At 65.0% G+C, this 17,562-nt stretch carries 18 protein-coding genes; all 18 read right to left on the bottom strand.

Annotation, left to right across the window (positions count from 1 at the left end; translation table 11 throughout):
* Positions 1–75: 75 nt before the first annotated feature.
* Positions 76–270, bottom strand: coding sequence for a hypothetical protein (locus tag AC1DS0_RS00310; protein WP_476812420.1), 195 nt, complete (start codon positions 268–270; stop codon positions 76–78).
* A 63-nt stretch (positions 271–333) separates the two neighbouring features.
* Positions 334–588 carry a DUF2171 domain-containing protein gene (locus AC1DS0_RS00305; protein ID WP_476812419.1) on the bottom strand — a complete coding sequence of 85 codons (255 nt, stop codon included), beginning with the start codon at positions 586–588 and terminating at the stop codon, positions 334–336.
* 93 nt (positions 589–681) lie between these two features.
* Positions 682–3,297: an ATP-dependent chaperone ClpB gene (gene clpB, locus AC1DS0_RS00300; protein ID WP_476812418.1), complete on the bottom strand. Its 2,616-nt coding sequence runs from the start codon at positions 3,295–3,297 to the stop codon at positions 682–684.
* Between the two features lie 236 nt (positions 3,298–3,533).
* On the bottom strand, positions 3,534–5,558 hold the full coding sequence (locus AC1DS0_RS00295) for a sensor histidine kinase (protein WP_476812417.1): 2,025 nt from the start codon (positions 5,556–5,558) through the stop codon (positions 3,534–3,536).
* Positions 5,551–6,951 (bottom strand): sigma-54-dependent transcriptional regulator, encoded by a 1,401-nt coding sequence (locus AC1DS0_RS00290; RefSeq protein ID WP_476812416.1) that lies wholly within the window; start codon positions 6,949–6,951, stop codon positions 5,551–5,553. Before AC1DS0_RS00290 ends, AC1DS0_RS00295 begins: the two co-directional genes overlap by 8 nt.
* Positions 6,952–7,076: 125 nt before the next feature.
* On the bottom strand, positions 7,077–7,304 hold the full coding sequence (locus AC1DS0_RS00285) for a hypothetical protein (RefSeq protein ID WP_476812415.1): 228 nt from the start codon (positions 7,302–7,304) through the stop codon (positions 7,077–7,079).
* A 51-nt stretch (positions 7,305–7,355) separates the two neighbouring features.
* Entirely contained in the window at positions 7,356–7,637 is a 282-nt protein-coding gene (locus AC1DS0_RS00280) for a chaperone modulator CbpM (RefSeq protein WP_476812414.1), read from the bottom strand.
* Positions 7,634–8,536 carry a DnaJ C-terminal domain-containing protein gene (locus tag AC1DS0_RS00275; RefSeq protein ID WP_476812413.1) on the bottom strand — a complete coding sequence of 301 codons (903 nt, stop codon included), beginning with the start codon at positions 8,534–8,536 and terminating at the stop codon, positions 7,634–7,636. Before AC1DS0_RS00275 ends, AC1DS0_RS00280 begins: the two co-directional genes overlap by 4 nt.
* A gap of 48 nt (positions 8,537–8,584) precedes the next feature.
* A complete protein-coding gene (locus AC1DS0_RS00270) occupies positions 8,585–9,277 on the bottom strand; it encodes a CDGSH iron-sulfur domain-containing protein (RefSeq protein ID WP_476812412.1) in 693 nt (230 codons plus the stop codon).
* Between the two features lie 68 nt (positions 9,278–9,345).
* The gene (gene dnaK / locus AC1DS0_RS00265; protein WP_476812411.1) at positions 9,346–11,250 is read right to left on the bottom strand and encodes a molecular chaperone DnaK; all 1,905 of its coding nucleotides are present in this window, start codon (positions 11,248–11,250) and stop codon (positions 9,346–9,348) included.
* Between the two features lie 51 nt (positions 11,251–11,301).
* Positions 11,302–11,868 (bottom strand): Hsp20/alpha crystallin family protein, encoded by a 567-nt coding sequence (locus tag AC1DS0_RS00260; RefSeq protein ID WP_476812410.1) that lies wholly within the window; start codon positions 11,866–11,868, stop codon positions 11,302–11,304.
* Between the two features lie 163 nt (positions 11,869–12,031).
* Complete coding sequence (locus AC1DS0_RS00255; protein ID WP_476812409.1) at positions 12,032–12,565, bottom strand: hypothetical protein; 534 nt, start codon at positions 12,563–12,565, stop codon at positions 12,032–12,034.
* Complete coding sequence (grpE, locus tag AC1DS0_RS00250) at positions 12,562–13,212, bottom strand: nucleotide exchange factor GrpE (protein ID WP_476812408.1); 651 nt, start codon at positions 13,210–13,212, stop codon at positions 12,562–12,564. The genes AC1DS0_RS00255 and grpE overlap by 4 nt, the downstream gene beginning before the upstream one ends.
* A gap of 130 nt (positions 13,213–13,342) precedes the next feature.
* On the bottom strand, positions 13,343–13,906 hold the full coding sequence (locus tag AC1DS0_RS00245) for an HdeD family acid-resistance protein (RefSeq protein ID WP_476812407.1): 564 nt from the start codon (positions 13,904–13,906) through the stop codon (positions 13,343–13,345).
* Between the two features lie 216 nt (positions 13,907–14,122).
* Entirely contained in the window at positions 14,123–15,121 is a 999-nt protein-coding gene (locus tag AC1DS0_RS00240) for a cation diffusion facilitator family transporter (protein ID WP_476812406.1), read from the bottom strand.
* Between the two features lie 36 nt (positions 15,122–15,157).
* Positions 15,158–16,393, bottom strand: a complete 1,236-nt coding sequence (locus AC1DS0_RS00235) for a mechanosensitive ion channel family protein (RefSeq protein WP_476812405.1) — start codon at positions 16,391–16,393, stop codon at positions 15,158–15,160.
* A gap of 48 nt (positions 16,394–16,441) precedes the next feature.
* Entirely contained in the window at positions 16,442–16,558 is a 117-nt protein-coding gene (locus tag AC1DS0_RS00230) for a DUF2474 family protein (protein ID WP_476812404.1), read from the bottom strand.
* The gene (gene cydB, locus AC1DS0_RS00225; protein ID WP_476812403.1) at positions 16,558–17,562 is read right to left on the bottom strand and encodes a cytochrome d ubiquinol oxidase subunit II; all 1,005 of its coding nucleotides are present in this window, start codon (positions 17,560–17,562) and stop codon (positions 16,558–16,560) included. The genes AC1DS0_RS00230 and cydB overlap by 1 nt, the downstream gene beginning before the upstream one ends.

The raw sequence follows: 17,562 nt of genomic DNA, 5'->3' as shown, positions 1-17,562 counted from the left end.
TCACGTTGATCATCGCGCGGTGCGGCGGCCACGGGATGGGCGTCGCCTCGCGCGACTGACACGCCGCCTGGGAACTCAATCCATGTCGCGGAAGGCGTGGCCGGCGCTGGCGACGCCTTCGATGACGCTCGGCGGCAGCAGATCCGCGGCCGCCGTTCCGTCGAACAGCCATTCCTTTGGATTGGCGAAATCGGGAAGCTTGGCGCCGCTGGCGACATAGAGGCCGATCGCCGGCTTCTTCGCGTTGATGTAGAGGTCATAGAGCTGCATCGCGCTGATCCTCCTGAAGTCGAATGGAACGGCCGCAGCCTGCAGGAACTGCGGCCGGGATCCTCACAGATCGACCGGCTTGCCCGTGGGCTCTTCCTCCAGCGTGACGGCGATGTCGGCATTGGCCGAGAGACGCACCTTGTCGCCTTCGACGCCGGCGACGAAGCCGAGCTCGATATAGTGGTGATGGCCCTCATGCCGGCCGTAGGAATCGCTCTTCTTGAGCTTGATGCGCTCGCCCTCGACGCGATCGACCGTCCCGACATGGACGCCGTCGGCGCCGATGATTTCCATGCCTTCACTGACCTTGGCGTTCATCCTGGAGTCCTCCTTGGTTGAAATCTGTCGGTTGCGGACATCACCGGCGTAAGACGGCTCCTGCTCGGCAGGCAGGAACCTAACCGCCGGCGCTCACGTCAGTTCCAGCTCGTCCTCGTCCACCATCGCCGGCTTCTTGCCGTTGAAGGTCAAGCCATCCTTGCCGGCCGAGATTTTTACGGTTGCGCCGTCGCGCACCTCGCCCGAGAGGATCATCTCCGCCAGCGGATCCTGCACATAGCGCTGGATCGCGCGCTTCAGCGGGCGGGCGCCATAGGCCGGGTCCCAGCCCTTGGTGGCGAGCCAATCGCGGCCCTTCGCGTCGAGCGAGAGCATGATCTTGCGTTCGTCCAGGAGCTTGCGCAGCCGCCCGAACTGGATCTCGACGATCCGGCCCATGTCGTTCTTCTGGAGACGCTGGAACAGGATGATCGCGTCGATCCGGTTCAGGAACTCGGGCCGGAAATGCGCGCGCACCATGGTCATGACCTGCTCGCGTACCGCGCTGGTCTTCTCGCCTTCCGGCTGGTTGACGAGATATTCGGCACCGATGTTCGAGGTCATGATGATCAGCACGTTGCGGAAATCGACCGTGCGGCCCTGGCCGTCGGTGAGGCGTCCGTCGTCGAGCACCTGCAGCAGGACGTTGAATACGTCCGGATGCGCCTTCTCGACCTCGTCGAACAGCACGACCTGATAGGGCCGGCGCCGTACGGTTTCGGTCAGCACGCCGCCCTCGTCATAGCCGACATAGCCGGGAGGCGCGCCGATCAGCCGGCTGACGGAGTGCTTCTCCATGAACTCCGACATGTCGATGCGGACCATCGCCGTCTCGTCGTCGAACATGAATTCGGCCAGCGCCTTGGCGAGCTCGGTCTTGCCGACGCCGGTCGGGCCGAGGAACATGAACGAGCCGATCGGCCGGTTCGGATCCTGCAGCCCGGCGCGAGCCCGGCGCACCGCCGTCGACACGGCCCTGACTGCCTGCTCCTGGCCGACGACGCGCTTGATCAGCTGCTCCTCCATCTTGAGCAGCTTCTCCTTCTCGCCTTCGAGCATCTTGTCGACCGGCACGCCGGTCCAACGCGAAACCACCTGCGCGATGCTGTCGGCCGTCACGGTCTCGCTGGCGGAGGAGGCGTTGTCGTCGGTCTCGATGGCAGCGAGCTTCTTCTCCAGTTCGGGGATCCTGCCATAGGCGAGCTCTCCGGCCTTCTGGAACTCGCCCTTGCGCTGGGCATTGGCGAGCTCCGTGCGCAACTGGTCGAGTTCGGTCTTCATCTTCTGGGCGTCGGAGAGTTTGCTCTTCTCCGATTGCCATTTCGAGGTCAGGTCGGCCGATTTCTTCTCTAGCTCGACCAGCTCCTTGTCGAGCTTCTGCAACCGGCTCTTCGAGCCGGCGTCGTGCTCCTTCTTCAACGCCTCCTGCTCGATCTTGAACCGGACGATCTCGCGGTCGAGCGAATCCAGCTCTTCCGGCTTGGAATCGACCTGCATCTTCAGCCGGGCTGCCGCCTCGTCGACGAGATCGATCGCCTTGTCCGGCAGAAAGCGGTCGGTAATGTAGCGGTTCGACAGCGTCGTCGCCGCGACCAGCGCGGAATCGGCGATGCGCACGCCGTGATGCAGCTCGTATTTCTCCTTGAGGCCGCGCAGGATCGAGATCGTGTCCTCGACCGTCGGCTCGGAGACGAAGACCGGCTGGAAACGCCGTGCCAGCGCGGCGTCCTTCTCGACATGCTTGCGGTATTCGTCGAGCGTGGTCGCGCCGACGCAGTGCAGCTCGCCGCGCGCCAGGGCGGGTTTCAGCAGGTTGGAGGCATCCATGGCGCCATCGGTCTTGCCGGCGCCGATCAGCATGTGCATCTCGTCGATGAACAGGATGATGCCGCCGGCGGCTGAGGTCACTTCCTGCAGCACCGCTTTCAGCCGCTCCTCGAACTCGCCGCGATATTTCGCGCCGGCAATCAGGGAGCCGAGGTCGAGCGACAGCAGCTTCTTGTCCTTCAGGCTCTCCGGCACGTCGCCATTGATGATGCGCAGCGCCAGGCCCTCGACGATCGCGGTCTTGCCGACGCCGGGTTCGCCGATCAGGACAGGATTGTTCTTGGTCCGGCGGCTCAACACCTGGATGGTGCGGCGGATCTCCTCGTCGCGGCCGATGACGGGATCGAGCTTGCCCTCGCGCGCCGCCCTGGTCAGGTCGCGGGCATATTTCTTCAGTGCATCATAGGCGTTCTCGGCCGAGGCGCTGTCGGCAGTGCGGCCCTTGCGCAAAGCCTCGATGGCCGCGTCGAGATGCTGCGGGCTGATGCCGCCGCGGGCGAGCAGCTTGCCGGCGTCGCTGTCCTTGTCCGCGGCCAAGGCCTGCAGCAGCCGCTCGACCGTGACGAAACTGTCGCCAGCCTTGTCGGCGAGCGTCTCCGCTGCGGTGAAGACGCGCGCGAGGTCCGGCGCGAGATAGACCTGCCCAGACCCTGCACCCGACACCTTCGGCAGTTTCGCCAGCGCCGCCTCGGTCTCGGACAGGATGGCGCGCGAATTGCCGCCGGCACGGTCGATCAGCCCGGCGACCAGACCTTCATTGTCGTCGAGAAGTACCTTGAGGAGGTGCAGCGAGGTGAACTGCTGGTTGCCTTCCCGTGAGGCCAGCGACTGGGCGGACTGGATGAAGCCTCTGGCGCGATCGGTATATCGTTCAGCGTTCATCGAACAACCTTCCGGAACAATATCTGATCAGGGCCGATACCAGTCCCGCGAGGCCACCCTGTCAATCTCGGAACGGCAAGCCGTGGCGAGCGTCGGCAACCCTGCCGACGCTTACGAGCAACCGACATGCCAAGACGGAAAGCCAATGAAATCAGCATGATGAAAGACAGGTCACTCAAGCGCCGGACAATCTGTCGATGCCCGGGCGGACAATCTGTCCGTAAGCCCCGGCAGTCTCAGCGGGCTGCGGGCAGCCACACGGTGAAGGTCGTCCCCACGCCCGGTTCGCTCTCGACCGAGATCCTGCCGCCCTGCCGCGTCACCAGCATCTGGCTGATCGACAAGCCGAGCCCGGTACCCTCCCGCCGCTTTGTCGTGAAGAAGGGGTCGAAGACCTTCTGCATCACCTCGGGGGTCATCCCTGCGCCGGTATCGGCGATCCGGATTGCGACGCCGATCTGCCCGTCCATGTCGCTGTCGACGCTGTGCAAGATGAGCCGCCCGCCATCGGGCATCGCGTGGATGGCGTTGACGATGAGGTTGACCAGCACCTGCTGGAGCTCGGTACGGTTCATCATGATCGGCTGGAGCGCCCGATCCTCTCGCTCCACGGAGACCGTGCTCCGCTTGAGGAGATGCTGCACGAGCGGCAGCGTGTCGGAGATGATGCCGGCCACGGCATAGTGCTCGGTATAGCCCGAATATTCCTGCGGCTTCGCGAATTGCAGCAGCTTGGTCACGATCTCGGTGATCCGGTCCATCTGCTGCTCGATCAAGCGGAACTCCGTCTGCGCCTGCCCGGCATCGGCGCCCATGATCTGGCGGATCACCTCCAGGTTGCCCTGCATGACGGCGATGGGGTTGTTGATCTCATGGGCGACGCCAGCGGTGATCTCGCCGATGGCCGCGAGCTTCTCCGACATGACGAGCTGCCGGGTCGTCGTCTCGAGCTGCGTCGTGGTCAGTTGCAGGGCGCGCGCTCGTTCTTCGACACGCTGGTTGAGCTCCTGGTTCCACTGTCGCAGTTCGGCATCGCGCTCCTGAACCTGATCGAGCAGATGATCGAGATGAAGCGCGACCTGCCCGATCTCGTCCCGCTTGGTGACCACGCCGGTCCGCGCCGCGAGGTCGCCACCCTCGACCTGCGCGATCACCCCGTTCATGCGCTCCAGCGGCCGGAAGATGTTGCTGGCCCAGTGCAGGAACAGCGGCACGGTCGCGAACACGGCGATCAGGAAAGCCGCGGCGATCGCGATCAGGGTTTCCTGCTTGGCCTGAAAGAAAGGCTTTTCGAGAAAGCCGGCATAGAGCATGCCGACGCGCCTGCCCTGGCTGTCGACGATCGGCTCATAGGCCGAGACGTACCAGTCGTCGACGACGAAGGCGCTGTCGCGCCAGACGCGGCCTTGGTCGAGCACTGCGCTGCGAACCTGGGCCGAGACCCGCGTGCCGATCGCTCGCTGTTCCTCGAACATGCGCACATTGGTGCTGATGCGCACATCATCGAGGAACAGGGTCACGGTGCCGCGGCTGCCTTCCGGCAGTCCCGAGCCGTGATAGATCAGATCGTTGATGCCATCGACGAAGGCGAGGTTGCGGTTGAGCAATATGCCGCCGATCAGAGCGGCAGCGCGGCCATCGGGCAGTTTGACGGGGCTCGCGGCCTGCAGGACGAGCCCGCGTGGCTCGACCAGGCGATCACTGGGAGCGCTGCCTGCGGTCGGAACGATCTCGATGCGCGCGCGCAGCGCCAGCTCGGGCGAGAGCGCGGCCAGGTCCCTTTCCTCGAAGAGGTCGATCCCGGCCTGAGCTTTCCCCTGCAAGGCGGAGCTGACGACCGGCCCGTTCGAGCGGATGAAGCCGGACGTCATCTGCCGCCAGGCGACAACGACCCGTCCGTCGTCAGCGACCACATAGAGAAAATCCAATCCGCGTCCTGCCGCGACATCCGCCAGGAAAGCCGCGAGATCGCCATTGTCGCCTTCACCTTTGCGAAGCAGCTCCTGGAAACGGGCGGCCTCCGTCACCGCTGTGAGATGATCCCCGGTGTTCTCCCGAATCCGCGCCAGATACTGGTGCGCGATGGTCAGGTCGTCATTGACCTTGGACAGCATCATCGCATTGAAGCGGACGTTCCAGCGATAGATGCTGATGCCGAGCAGCAGCGGCAGGATGATCAGCATCGGCACGAGTGCAATCGCCAGCAGGCGGTAGCGTACGGACCGTCCCCGCGGCCGGCCACTCGCAGCGTCGCTAGACATTCCAGCTGACGCATTTGCGGTCGATGGTCTTGCGCGAGATGCCCAGCCGGCGCGCCGCCTCCTCGCGGTCGCCACCGGCCTCGCGCAGCACGGCGAGGATATGGCGTCGCTCGACATCGGCGAGGGTCTGCCGCCCGTCCTCGCTCCCCGTTTCGTGGCGCTCAAAGCTGTTGCCGAGCACCGCCGGAAAAGCCCCGAGGATGACAGCGCGCTCGATCAGATTACGAAGCTCGCGGATGTTTCCCGGCCAGTCATAGCGCCTCAGCGCAGCCCGCACGCGCTCGTCGATCGCGACGGGCGGCATGCCGAGCTGCCGGGAGAACTCGCGCATGAACATCGTCGCCAGCTCCAGGACATCGTCGCCCCGCTCCTTGAGCGGCGGCAAGGCGATCTGCACGACATTGATGCGGAAATAGAGGTCGGCGCGGAACGATCCTTCGTCCACACGCCGCGCCAGATCCGCGTTGGTGGCGAAGATGAAGCGGGCATCGAAGGGCACCTCGCGCTCCGAGCCGACCGGTCGGACGCGGCGATCCTCCAGCACGCGCAGCAGCTTGCTCTGCAGCAGGAAAGGCAGGTCGCCGATCTCGTCGAGGAACACGGTGCCGCCGTGAGCGTGCATGAACAGGCCTTCGCGCGCCCGGCCTGCACTGGTGAAAGCCCCTTTCAGATGGCCGAACAGCTCGCTCTCGATCATGTCCGCGGGGATGGCTCCACAATTGATTGGCACGAACAACTTGCCTGCCCGGCTCGACAGCGAATGGAGCGAGCGCGCGACGACCTCCTTGCCGGTGCCCGACATACCCGTCAGCAGCACGGATGTCGGCAACGGCGCGACCTTGGCCACCGTGTCGCGCACCGACTGGATCGCCGTGGAACTTCCGACCAGCCTGTCCCGCAGAAAGGACTGGTGCCCCGGCGAGTGCAACTCGTGCCGCAGCACATCGTTCTCGCGCTGCAGCCGGGCGCGGTCGAGGCAGCGCGACACTGCATTGAGCAACTGGTTCGAACGGAACGGCTTGATGATGAAATCCACCGCGCCAGCGCGCAGGGCGCCGATGGCCGTCTCCAGATCGGCATAGGCCGTCATCAGGATGACATCGGCGAAGAAGCCGGCCGCCCGCTGCTCGGCCAGCCAATCCAGCCCGTTCTGGCCGGGCATGATGTTGTCGAGGATCACGACGTCGAAGGGATGTTCCTCGACCTTGAGCGAGGCCTCCTTCGCGTTGGCGGCCTCGTCGATCCGCTTGCAGCGTGGCCCCAGCAGCTTGACCAGGAAGTTGCGCATGCCGGGCTCGTCGTCGACGATCAGGATCGAGGCTCCGGCCAGCCAAGGGCCGAATTCCGGATCGGCAGCGGGTTCTCCGCGGGCCAAGTCTTGCTCCAGCGACATCCGATGCGTCCCGCTTGTTTTGGCCTTTGCGAGGCCCTTCCACTCGTCATCCGGACGAGTGGCAAGAACAACCCCTTTTTGCGGCGCAGACGCCTGCAGCGGCCGTCCACGATGCGCGGCAAGAGTTACCGCTGACCCAGGAAGGCCGGTGCCAGATCCTGTGCGACCATGCTGCGGGCCGCCTGATCGGTTTGCTCGCTGCCGACTTCGTTCATCTGTTTTGCCGCCTCGAACAACAGCGCTTTCACGTCGTCCGACGACAGCACGCCCTTCTCCACCAGCTTGCGGACGAGGGCGCGCAGCACGAGCATATCGATCTCGATCCGGCCCTGGCCGGGAAAAGGTTCCGTCATGGCATCCTCCGTACGGTCACGCCTCGAGGCCGTGTTCAGGGCGGCCGGAAACTAGCCGTTACCTCCACCGATCTGCTGGCGCAGCTCGACCAGCGCGCGCCGCAGCCCGTGGACTTGGTCCATGAGGTGCAGGATCACGTCGATCCCCTCTTCATTGGCGCCGAGATCGTCCTTGAGCCCACGGATGAGATGGGCGCGTGCGATGTCGATGTCCTGGAAATGCAGCTCGCCGGCCGATTCCTCCGGAATCAGCCAACGCTGCTCCAGCCAGAATTCCAGCACCTGCACCTGAAGCCCCGACGAGGTCAGGAATTCCTGCTTGGTCATCTTCATGACGCTGTCCCCTCGCGCGGATCGTAATCCCGGCCCTTCCAGGTCGATACGAAGGCTTCGAGCTCAGGATCCAGCGTTTTCGGCAGGACCACCGTGAGCCTGACGAACTGATCGCCCTGGCCGCCGCCGCGGCGCGGAGCGCCCTTGCCGCGCAGGCGCAGCTTCGTTCCAGTGTTCGATCCTTTCGGCACCGACATGGTGACGTCGCCCGTCGGCGTCGGCACCCGTACCGGGCCACCGAGAACCGCCTCGGTCAGGGAGATCGGCAATTCGAGCGTGATGTCGTCACCCTCGCGGGTGAAGCGCCGGTCGGGCCGGACCTCGATCTCGATCAGGGCGTCACCCGGCCCGCCCTTGCCGGTTCCCGGGGCGCCCTTGCCCTTCAGCCTGAGCGTCTGGCCGTCGACGAGTCCAGGCGGAATCTTCACATCGATCGTGCTGCCGTCCGGCAGGTTCAAACGCTGGGTCGCACCGGTGATCGAGTCCACGAAATCGACCGCCAGATGATAATGCAGATCCTGCCCGCGCCGGTTTGCCCGCGTCCTCTGGCCGCGGCGCAGGAACTCGGCGAGAGCATCGTCCTCGTCCATGAAATCGGCGAAGCCCGACGCATCGGCGTAAGGGTTGCCCTGATCCGACGAGGCGAAATCCCGATAGTAGTGATGCTGCGGCCGCTCGGCGCCGGAGGCGTCGATCTCACCGGCGTCGAAGCGTTTGCGCTTGTCGGCATCGCTGAGCAGGTCATAGGCGCCCGCCACCTCCTTGAACTTCTCCTCCGCCGCCTTGTCGCCGGGGTTGAGGTCGGGATGCAGCTTCTTCGCCAGCTTGCGATAGGCGCTCTGGATCTCGGCAGCGGAGGCCGCCGGGGCGACACCGAGAACCTCGTAGGGATTTTTCACGGGCTACTCCGAAGGCCTGTGCAGCGGCGAAGCACATGTCGAATTCTGTCACTTCGCCTGAAATTTGATAGCGGCATGCGTACCATCGCAGAACGGCTTGTTTTCGGAGCTGCCGCAACGGCACAGGGTCACGCGCTGACGAACCTCATAGTCCTCGCCATCGGCTGAGATGACGGCGATCCCGCCACGCAACCAGATCGGGCCGCTGCAGCCTTCGGCCGGATCCTCGATGAATCCGATCAACGGCTCGACCTCAGGCTCGATCGCCGCCTGCCTGGCCTTGTCCCAGGCGACGAGGCGTCCCGAGGGACAGTTCTGAGCCTGATGGATGAAGGTTTTGCGCATCTCCGGATCAGCTGTCGCGGCGACCTCGTTCCAGATCCGCCCGTTAGCATCGCAGAAGCGCGCGAAAGCACAGAGCTTCTCGACATCGAGGAGCGCGAGCTCCGGGCCGTCGAAGGCTTGCGCCCGATCGAGATAGGGCGTCCTGCTTGCGACCTCGGTACCGTCGAAGCCCATCCTTGCGTGGGAGCCGTCGCAGAACGGCTTGTTGTTCGAGCGCCCGCATCGGCAAAGCGCGATGGTCGCCTTCCCATCAGGACGGTCGCGCCCGACCCATTCCTCCGACACGCCCTCTGCATCGGTCGCAATCGTCAGATCGGAAAGCCGGACACGACCCGCCACGAGATAAGGCCCGTTGCGCGTGACTGTCACACGCACGCCATGCTCGATGCTCTTCATGACACCTCTCCTGTCTGCGGCACGGCATCCCTTGGTCGAGCCCGAGCCGAACCGCGTTTTGCCTGACGTCACCCCTTCTTCTTGTCCTCGTCGATCTCGGTGAAATCGGCATCGACGACGCCATCCCCATCGGCTTGCGTCGAGCCTGGGCCCGTGTCCGGCCCGGCCTGCGCCGAGGCTTGCATGGCCTCAGCGAGTTTCATCGAGGTCTGCTGCAAGGCGTTCGTCTTCGCCTGGATCGCCGCGATATCGTCGCCCTTGGCCGCCTCGCGCAGATCGTTCACGGCGTCGCCGATGCCACGTCGATCCGGCTCGGCCAGTTTGGCGCCGTGCTCCGACAATGTCCGCTCGGTCGCGTGTGCCAGCGCCTCGGCCGAGTTGCGGGCTTCGATGACTTCGCGACGCTTCTTGTCCTCGGTCGCATGTGCCTCGGCATCCTTCACCATCTTCTCGATATCGCCCTCGGAGAGGCCGCCGGACGCCTGGATCTGGATGCGCTGTTCCTTGCCCGTGCCCTTGTCCTTGGCGGAAACGTTGACGATGCCGTTGGCGTCGATGTCGAAGGTCACCTCGATCTGCGGCATGCCGCGCGGCGCCGGCGGAATGCCGACGAGATCGAACTGGCCGAGGAACTTGTTGTCGGCCGCCATTTCGCGCTCGCCCTGGAAGACCCGGATCGTCACGGCTTGCTGATTGTCCTCGGCGGTGGAGAAGGTCTGGCTCTTCTTCGCCGGAACCGTGGTGTTGCGCTCGATCAGGCGGGTGAAGACACCGCCCAGCGTCTCCAGGCCGAGCGAGAGCGGGGTCACGTCGAGCAGCAGCACGTCCTTGACGTCGCCCTGCAGCACGCCGGCCTGGATCGCAGCGCCGATAGCGACGACCTCGTCGGGATTGACGCCCTTGTGCGGTTCCTTGCCGAAGATCTTCTGCACGACTTCCTGGACTTTCGGCATGCGGGTCATGCCGCCGACGAGCACGACCTCGCCGATCTCCTCGGCCTTCAGCCCAGCGTCCTTTAGCGCGTTGAGGCACGGCTCGATCGTCCGCTGCACGAGGTCTTCGGTCAGCGCTTCGAACTTGGCCCGGGTGATCTTGATCAGCAGGTGCTTCGGGCCAGAAGCATCCGCGGTGACGAACGGCAGGTTGACGTCGGTCTGGGTGACGGTGGAGAGCTCGATCTTGGCCTTCTCGGCCGCTTCCTTCAGGCGCTGCAAAGCGAGCTTGTCCTTGCGCAGGTCGATGCCCTGCTCCTTCTTGAACTCGTCCGCCAGATACTCGACCAGGCGCATGTCGAAGTCCTCGCCGCCGAGGAAGGTGTCGCCATTGGTCGACTTCACCTCGAAGACGCCGTCGCCGATGTCGAGGATCGAGATGTCGAACGTGCCGCCGCCGAGGTCGTAGACCGCGATCTTCGCCTGCTTCTTCTTGTCGAGGCCGTAGGCCAGCGCGGCCGCGGTCGGCTCGTTGATGATGCGCAGCACTTCCAGGCCGGCGATCTTGCCGGCATCCTTGGTCGCCTGGCGCTGGGCGTCGTTGAAGTAGGCAGGCACCGTAATGACCGCCTGGGTCACCTTCTCGCCGAGATTGGCCTCGGCAGTCTCCTTCATCTTCTGCAGGATGAAGGCGGAGATCTGCGAGGGCGAATAGGGCTTGCCTTCCGCTTCGACCCAGGCGTCGCCATTGCCCGCCTTGACGATATTGTAGGGCACGAGCCCCTTGTCCTTCTCGACGACCGGATCGTCATAGCGACGCCCGATCAGGCGCTTCACCGCGAAGATCGTGTTGGTGGGGTTGGTCACCGATTGCCGCCGCGCCGGCTGGCCGACCAAGCGCTCGCCATCGGAGGTGAAGGCCACGATCGACGGCGTCGTGCGCGCACCCTCGGCGTTCTCGATGACGCGCGCATTCTTGCCGTCCATGACGGCAACGCAGGAATTGGTCGTGCCGAGATCGATTCCGATGACTTTGGACATCGCTTTGCTCCCTGTCGCGGTTTGGTTGTCGTGTTCGTTTCCTGCTGCGCCTTACCGAGCCGCCCCCGTGGATCCGGGATCGACGGAGGTCGGTTGAACCGAGGCGTCGGGCTCCGCGTCTCGCTTGCCCGCACCGCCGATCGGAATCTTGCGGCTCGTGTCCTGCGTTCCGGCTCTGGGGAACGTCACGATCAGGACGCCGTTGTCGAAGCGCGCCTGGCTCTGATCGCCGACGACCGAGCAAGGCAGCTTCACCGTTCTCTGGAACACCCCATAGGAGCGCTCGATGATGTGGTAGCTGTCCTTGGGATCGACGCTGTCGACCTTCTTCTCGGCACGTACCGTGAGAAGGTCGCCGGCGAGCGAAAGGTCGATATCGTTGCTGTCGATCCCCGGCAGCTCGATGGTGACGCGAACCTGCTGGTCGTTGGCGCAGACATCCGTGACGGGGCTGATCGGCGCATCCTGGCGGCCACTGCCTGCCAGCCTGCCGTGAAACAGGTCGTCGAAGAGGCGGTTCATGTCCCGGTGGAGCGCATGAAACGGCGTCTCGACGCCTCGCTCCAGCAGGCTGGGAGCACTCGGCGGCCGGCCGGGAGAGGAGACATCCTGTGCCATGAGATCACCTCGTTCGCCGCCATCAGGGAGTGCCCCCGATATGCCACAGCAACCGACATGCCAGCCGATACAGCTTGCGATATCAGTACCTTAGACCGTTATCCCGCGCTCCAGCAGACAAGCTGTCCCGCTCCGCCCGGACAGAATGTCCATGACACCGGAGCTAGCGAATGGCGGTTTCGACTGTCTGGCCGATCCAGGCCTCCAATGAGAGACCCGCCTTCCTGGCGCGTTCCGTCGCTGCCTCTGCCACGCCCGGCTTGAGGGGAACATCGTAGATGACGGCGTCGACATCGTTCTGCGCGTAGACGAGGCGCGTCGCCTTCTGGGCAAAGCGCATCACGCGGGTCCGCTTCTCGGCGTCGGACAGGCCCGTCTCCGCCGCCACCGCCGGACAGAAGAAGGCAATCAGATGGTCGGTCGTGTTGCCCGGCGACATCCCATGCTCGCGCAGCAGCGTGATCGCGGCGGCGAGCTTGTCGCTCTGCTCGAGCGCAAACCCTTTAGGCAGTCGCGCATCGACCTCGGCCGCGACCGGCGAGGTGGCAAGATTTCCGACATTCGGACAGCTGAAACCTGCTGCAAGTGTCGAATTGGCAAGGAGCAGAGACGTGACGAGCGAGATACCGGCGGTCGCTGCAATCTTCTTCATCGATCGTCCTCCCAACCTTTCCGTATTCGCGTTGGCCAGCGTCATTTCCCCGACGGCGGCTTGCCGGTCGAGCCGCCGCGCGCGACACCGACCTTGGCCGGGCGCAGCGGGCGTGTCCCGATCGAGTAGCCGGGCTCGACGATCCGGCTGACCGTCCCGTCGGGAACCGTGGGATCGGGAACCTCGAACAGCGCTTCGTGAAAATTCGGATCGAAGCGCTCACCGACCGGCAGCAGCTTCGTGACGCCATGCCGCTCCAGCGCGCGCAAGAGTTCCTTCTCAGTAAGTTCGACGCCTTCGAGCAGGGCTTTGACGATGCCGTCGTCCCTGAGGGTTTCGGCTGGAACGCTGGCGATGGCGCGCTCCAGGTTGTCGGCCACGGGCAGCAGGTCCGCCGCGAACTTCGCAACGGCGTACTGGCGCATGTCGCCGAGATCGCGCTCAGCCCTGCGCCGGACGTTCTCGGTTTCGGCCAGCGCCCGCAGCAGGCGATCCTTCAGAGCCGCGTTCTCGGACTGAAGCTCGGCAAGGGCTGCGCTTTCCGACTGTGGCGGCGCAGCCTCCTCGATCGGATGGTCGCCAGGCGATGTCGTGCCTGGCTCGGTCGCCCCGCCTGCATTGACCGAAGGAGCGCGATGATCGGCCCGGCTGCCGGCTTGCCTGTCCCGGTTCGCATCCCTGCCACCGACCATGATCGCCTCCGATCCGATTGCGTCGCCTTGCTGGAGAGGGCTGCGAGAACCCAACTCGCCGCGCTCGCCCCAGTTCCGCTACGAAAACCGCCTGTTCTGCGGCAGTGCCATTTTTTCGGGTCCAGACCACTCAGCTCGCGGATCTGAGCCGGAGCCCTGCTGCAAGCATCGCACAGCCCTGGAAAACCAGGTCGACGGCCAGGACCAGGCCCAGCACCCATGAGCTGTTGACCGGCCAGCCCAGGAGGAGGATCAGCCCGACGACGGTCGAGAGAACGCCGGAGGCGACGACCCAGCCCCAGCCCGGCTCGGACATGGCACCCGCTCCGAGCCAGGTCCGCGCGATGCCGGATGCGGCCGTAAACAGCGCCAGAAGCAGGGTCAGCGCCGAAGACGCCAGAGCCGGATTGAGGAACGCCATGGCGCCGGCGACGGCATAGAGGATGCCGCTGGCGAGCCATAGCAGGAAACCGCCCCACTGCGTGAGCTGGAAGGACTGGACGACCTGCAGCGCGCCCGCCAGCACCATCAGGGCGCCGAGATAGTAGACCGTGACCATGGTGGCCAGCAGCAGATGGCTGCTCGCGATCAGCCCGAGGATGATGAACGCGACGCCGAGCGCGGCGAACCACCACCAGCCTGCGCGGATGGCTGCGAACGGAAGGACGTCATGGCCTTTGTCGATCTGCGTCATGGGCCAGCTCCGCTGTTCAGCGCCAGAGCCCGTGCTTGCGACCGGGTTGCTTTGATCCGATCGGGGCCGGCTCTCGTCACGGGGAGAACCGCAACAGGCATGCCAAGAGCAAATCTTCGTTATATCAATAGCTTGGCCAAATCCGACGCAGAAGGAGAAGACATTCTGTCTTTGTTTCCGCAGACAGAATGTCCGGCCGATCTGCCAGCGACGATCTCAGGAGCGGGGGGCAGGAAAGACGATTGCGCCGAAGCGCACCCTCCGTGCGGTCTCGAACTGCTCCTGAGTCTGCGGTTTGACGAACAGGGCGACGACATTGGGATGGGCCTCCCTGACGCATTGCTCGATCCGCGCCACGCAGGCTTCGATCTCGTGCGTGTGCAGCCCCGGATCGAACTCGATGCTGAGCGCCACCATCGCCTGATCCGGCGCGAGCTGGGCGGTCAGCGCGGTGTTGGCATGGACGACGCCGGGCTGCTCCTGTGCCAGCCGGCAGATCGCCTCGACGAGCGCAGGCGTCGCCCGCTCGCCGATCAGCAGGCTCTTGCTCTCGATCGCCAGGAGGGTGGCGACGACGGCGAGGACGAACCCGATCAGGATGGAGGCGATGCCGTCGAAGACCGGCCTGTCGAACCATTGCGCGGCGAAGATGCCCGCTGCCGCGATCGCGATGCCGATCAGCGCGGCCGTATCCTCGAACAGCACCATGAAGGCAGGCGGATCCTTGCTCTGCCGGAACGCCGTCCAGAACGGAACGCGCCCCCGGATCTTCGAGAAGCTGCGCCAGGCGACAATCCATGACGCGCCCTCGAAAAGGAAGGACAGCCCGAGCACCGCATAGCTGACCCCGGCATGCCGGATCGGTTCGGGCGCCATGACATGGCGCACGCCCTGATAGATCGAGACGCCGGCGCCGAGCGCGAACAGCATCAGGGCGACGATGAAGCTCCAGAAATAGAGCTCGCGGCCGTAGCCGAAGGGATGCACGAGGTCCGGCCGCCGCGCGGCGCGACGATAGCCGTACAGGAGCAGGCCCTCATTGCCGCAATCGACGATCGAGTGGACGGCTTCGCTGAACATCGCCGCGCTGCCGGTGACGGCGGCCGCGACGAGCTTGGTCACGGCGACGGCGACATTGCCGGCAAGCGCCGCATAGACCACGCGCCGGCCGGCGGAATGACGCTGCAGCTTCGGATCGGACACCATGGCGGTCATGTCAGCCTCCGATGATCGGCGAGCGCTGGCCGAATATTATCGTACCGCAGGTCCTGCTCCGCTCGGCGGAGTGGCGACGGATCCTCCTCGCGCGACGGGAGGGGCCGCCGCCTCCACAGGCCAGCTCTCGACATAGATCGACTGACTGGGGAAGGCGAAGCCGGTTCCCGCCTTCTCGACGAGCGCCTTGATCGACAAGGCGAGCGCTTCCTTGATCCGCAGCCATTCGCCCCAGTCCGTGCTGCGGGTGAAGCAATAGAGCATGAGGTCGATCGAGGAGGCGCCGAAATCGGCGATGCGCACGAGGACCGGAGCCTCGGGCGGCGCAACAAAATCGGGATTGCCGCGGATGAGCGCCTCGATGCCGTCGCGAACCTCACGCAATTGCTCGACGGTCGCGCTGTATTCGAGACCGATCGTCCAGGAGATGCGCCGGGAGGTCATCTGCGAGAAGTTGGTCAGCGCATTGTCGGCCAGCTTCGAATTCGGCACGAAAACGGGGGCCATGTCGAAGCGGCGCACCTTGGTGGTGCGCAACCCGATCGTCTCGACCGTGCCCTCGACCACACCATCCACCCGGATCCAGTCACGGGTCTCGAAACGCTGCTCTCCAATGATGAAGATGCCGGCGATCAGGTTCTTGAACAGGTCCTGCGCGCCGAGTGCGACGGCGACACCGACGAGGCCAAGGCCGGCGAGGACCGGGCCGACGCGGATGCCCCAGATCTCGAGCACCACGGCAGCGCCCAGCGAGAGCAGGATGATCCGGCATACTCTCACCGCCCAGCCGACCATCGCTTCGTTGAAGATCGAGCGGTTTCCGTGAAGCAGCGAGAAGGCCGGCTCGACTATCGCGAACAGCGCCCAAAACAAGGTCGCCGCGGCCAGCGACCGAGCAACTTCCACCAGCAGGTCCTTCGCCCATGCGGGCAGGCCGAGGAAAACGGAGATTGCGAGGACCGCAAGGACGATCGGAACGAAGCAGAGTGGTGGCGTCAGCGCCGTGAGGATGCCTTCTCCGGCATCGTTCTTCGCACCGACGGTCCATCGCTGCAGCTGTCGCAGCAGCGCACGGCCAATGAAGCGCCTGAGCGCGACCGCTAGCGCCAGGATAACGAGGGCCAGTGCGATCTGGCCGATCGTGACGCCGCCGAGATCATGGCGCCAGGCGCCCTGCAGCATCAGCCAGACGGTGACGAAGCCCCGATCTGCCGCTTGTGCTTCCATGTCGATTGCCCGCCGACCATGAGGATGGACGTCACGGCTCAGCATGCCAGCCGGTCCGACACGCCGCACACAGGAGAAACGCGGTCCGGTCGTTCAAGGTGACAAGGCGAGCTTGATGATCCCGCTGACCAGGCCGAGCAGTGCCACGCTCGCGGCCCAGATCCCGGCCATCCAGGCAAGCTGCTTCCAGAACGGCGCGCGCGTCGTCATCAGTGATAGCCGTGCGTGCCGACCTTGCCCCGGAATACCCAATACGCCCAGCCGGTATAGGCGAGGATCAGCGGGATGATCACGAGCGCGCCGGGCAGCATGAAGAGCTGGCTGCTATAGGGGACGGCCGCATCCCAGATCGTCACCGCACGCGGCACGATATAGGGGTAGATGCTGACGCCGAGGCCGACGAAGCCGAGCAGGAAGAGCGCGAGCGCCATGGCGAAGGGCAGCCGGTGGGAGCCTCGCTTCAGGCTCCAGAAGAAAGTCGCTGCGCTGATGACGACGAGGAGCGGCACCTGAGCGGTCAGAAGCACCCCGGGCAGCGCGAACCAGCGACGCCAGTAGTCATAGCTCAGGAAGGGCGTCGCGGCGCTCACGGCTGCGAGCGAAAGCAGCGTGGCGATACCGAGCCAGAAGGCGGCGCGCCGCGCATGCTCATGGCTGGTGCCTTCGGTCTTCCAGATCAACCAGGTCGCGCCGAGGAGCGCATAGCCGATCACCACCGCGATGCCGGTCAGCAGGCTGAACGGGCTCAGCCAGTCGAGCCAGCCGCCGGCATAGGCATGGTTCTCGACGCGGACGCCCTGCAGGATCGCCCCCAGCGTGATGCCTTGGGCGAGCGCCGCGATGACGGAGCCCAGCGAGAAGGCGACGTCCCAGAACGGGCGATGGCGGGGGTCGCGCCAACGGAACTCGAAGGCGACGCCGCGGAAGATGAGGCCGAGCAGCATCGCGATGATCAACGGATAGGTCGCCGTCAGCAGGATCCCGTAGGCGAGTGGGAAGGCTGCCAGCAGCCCGCCGCCGCCCATGACCAGCCAGGTCTCGTTGCCGTCCCAGACCGGCGCGATCGAGTTCATCGCCTGATCGCGCTCGTCCCCCACCTTCAGGCTTGGAAACAGGATGCCGATGCCGAGGTCGAAACCGTCCATCACGACATAGGCCATTACGGCGAAGCCGATGACCGCGGCCCAGAAAATGGTGAGGTCGATGCCGGTCAT

It is taken from the genome of Allobosea sp. P4_H5, from assembly GCF_056400825.1.
The sequence above is the reverse complement of the archived record's forward strand: the minus strand, read 5'-3'. Positions and strand labels throughout refer to the sequence as shown.

What these genes read in the sequence shown, in the direction of transcription:
- AC1DS0_RS00310 (WP_476812420.1), bottom strand. Translation starts at nt 270, where the DNA reads ATGCAGCTCTATGACCTCTACATCAACGCGAAGAAGCCGGCGATCGGC.
- AC1DS0_RS00305 (WP_476812419.1), bottom strand. Translation starts at nt 588, where the DNA reads ATGAACGCCAAGGTCAGTGAAGGCATGGAAATCATCGGCGCCGACGGC.
- clpB (WP_476812418.1), bottom strand. Translation starts at nt 3,297, where the DNA reads ATGAACGCTGAACGATATACCGATCGCGCCAGAGGCTTCATCCAGTCC.
- AC1DS0_RS00295 (WP_476812417.1), bottom strand. Translation starts at nt 5,558, where the DNA reads ATGTCTAGCGACGCTGCGAGTGGCCGGCCGCGGGGACGGTCCGTACGC.
- AC1DS0_RS00290 (WP_476812416.1), bottom strand. Translation starts at nt 6,951, where the DNA reads ATGTCGCTGGAGCAAGACTTGGCCCGCGGAGAACCCGCTGCCGATCCG.
- AC1DS0_RS00285 (WP_476812415.1), bottom strand. Translation starts at nt 7,304, where the DNA reads ATGACGGAACCTTTTCCCGGCCAGGGCCGGATCGAGATCGATATGCTC.
- AC1DS0_RS00280 (WP_476812414.1), bottom strand. Translation starts at nt 7,637, where the DNA reads ATGAAGATGACCAAGCAGGAATTCCTGACCTCGTCGGGGCTTCAGGTG.
- AC1DS0_RS00270 (WP_476812412.1), bottom strand. Translation starts at nt 9,277, where the DNA reads ATGAAGAGCATCGAGCATGGCGTGCGTGTGACAGTCACGCGCAACGGG.
- dnaK (WP_476812411.1), bottom strand. Translation starts at nt 11,250, where the DNA reads ATGTCCAAAGTCATCGGAATCGATCTCGGCACGACCAATTCCTGCGTT.
- AC1DS0_RS00260 (WP_476812410.1), bottom strand. Translation starts at nt 11,868, where the DNA reads ATGGCACAGGATGTCTCCTCTCCCGGCCGGCCGCCGAGTGCTCCCAGC.
- AC1DS0_RS00255 (WP_476812409.1), bottom strand. Translation starts at nt 12,565, where the DNA reads ATGACGCTGGCCAACGCGAATACGGAAAGGTTGGGAGGACGATCGATG.
- grpE (WP_476812408.1), bottom strand. Translation starts at nt 13,212, where the DNA reads ATGGTCGGTGGCAGGGATGCGAACCGGGACAGGCAAGCCGGCAGCCGG.
- AC1DS0_RS00245 (WP_476812407.1), bottom strand. Translation starts at nt 13,906, where the DNA reads ATGACGCAGATCGACAAAGGCCATGACGTCCTTCCGTTCGCAGCCATC.
- AC1DS0_RS00240 (WP_476812406.1), bottom strand. Translation starts at nt 15,121, where the DNA reads ATGACCGCCATGGTGTCCGATCCGAAGCTGCAGCGTCATTCCGCCGGC.
- AC1DS0_RS00235 (WP_476812405.1), bottom strand. Translation starts at nt 16,393, where the DNA reads ATGCTGAGCCGTGACGTCCATCCTCATGGTCGGCGGGCAATCGACATG.
- AC1DS0_RS00230 (WP_476812404.1), bottom strand. Translation starts at nt 16,558, where the DNA reads ATGACGACGCGCGCGCCGTTCTGGAAGCAGCTTGCCTGGATGGCCGGG.
- cydB (WP_476812403.1), bottom strand. Translation starts at nt 17,562, where the DNA reads ATGACCGGCATCGACCTCACCATTTTCTGGGCCGCGGTCATCGGCTTC.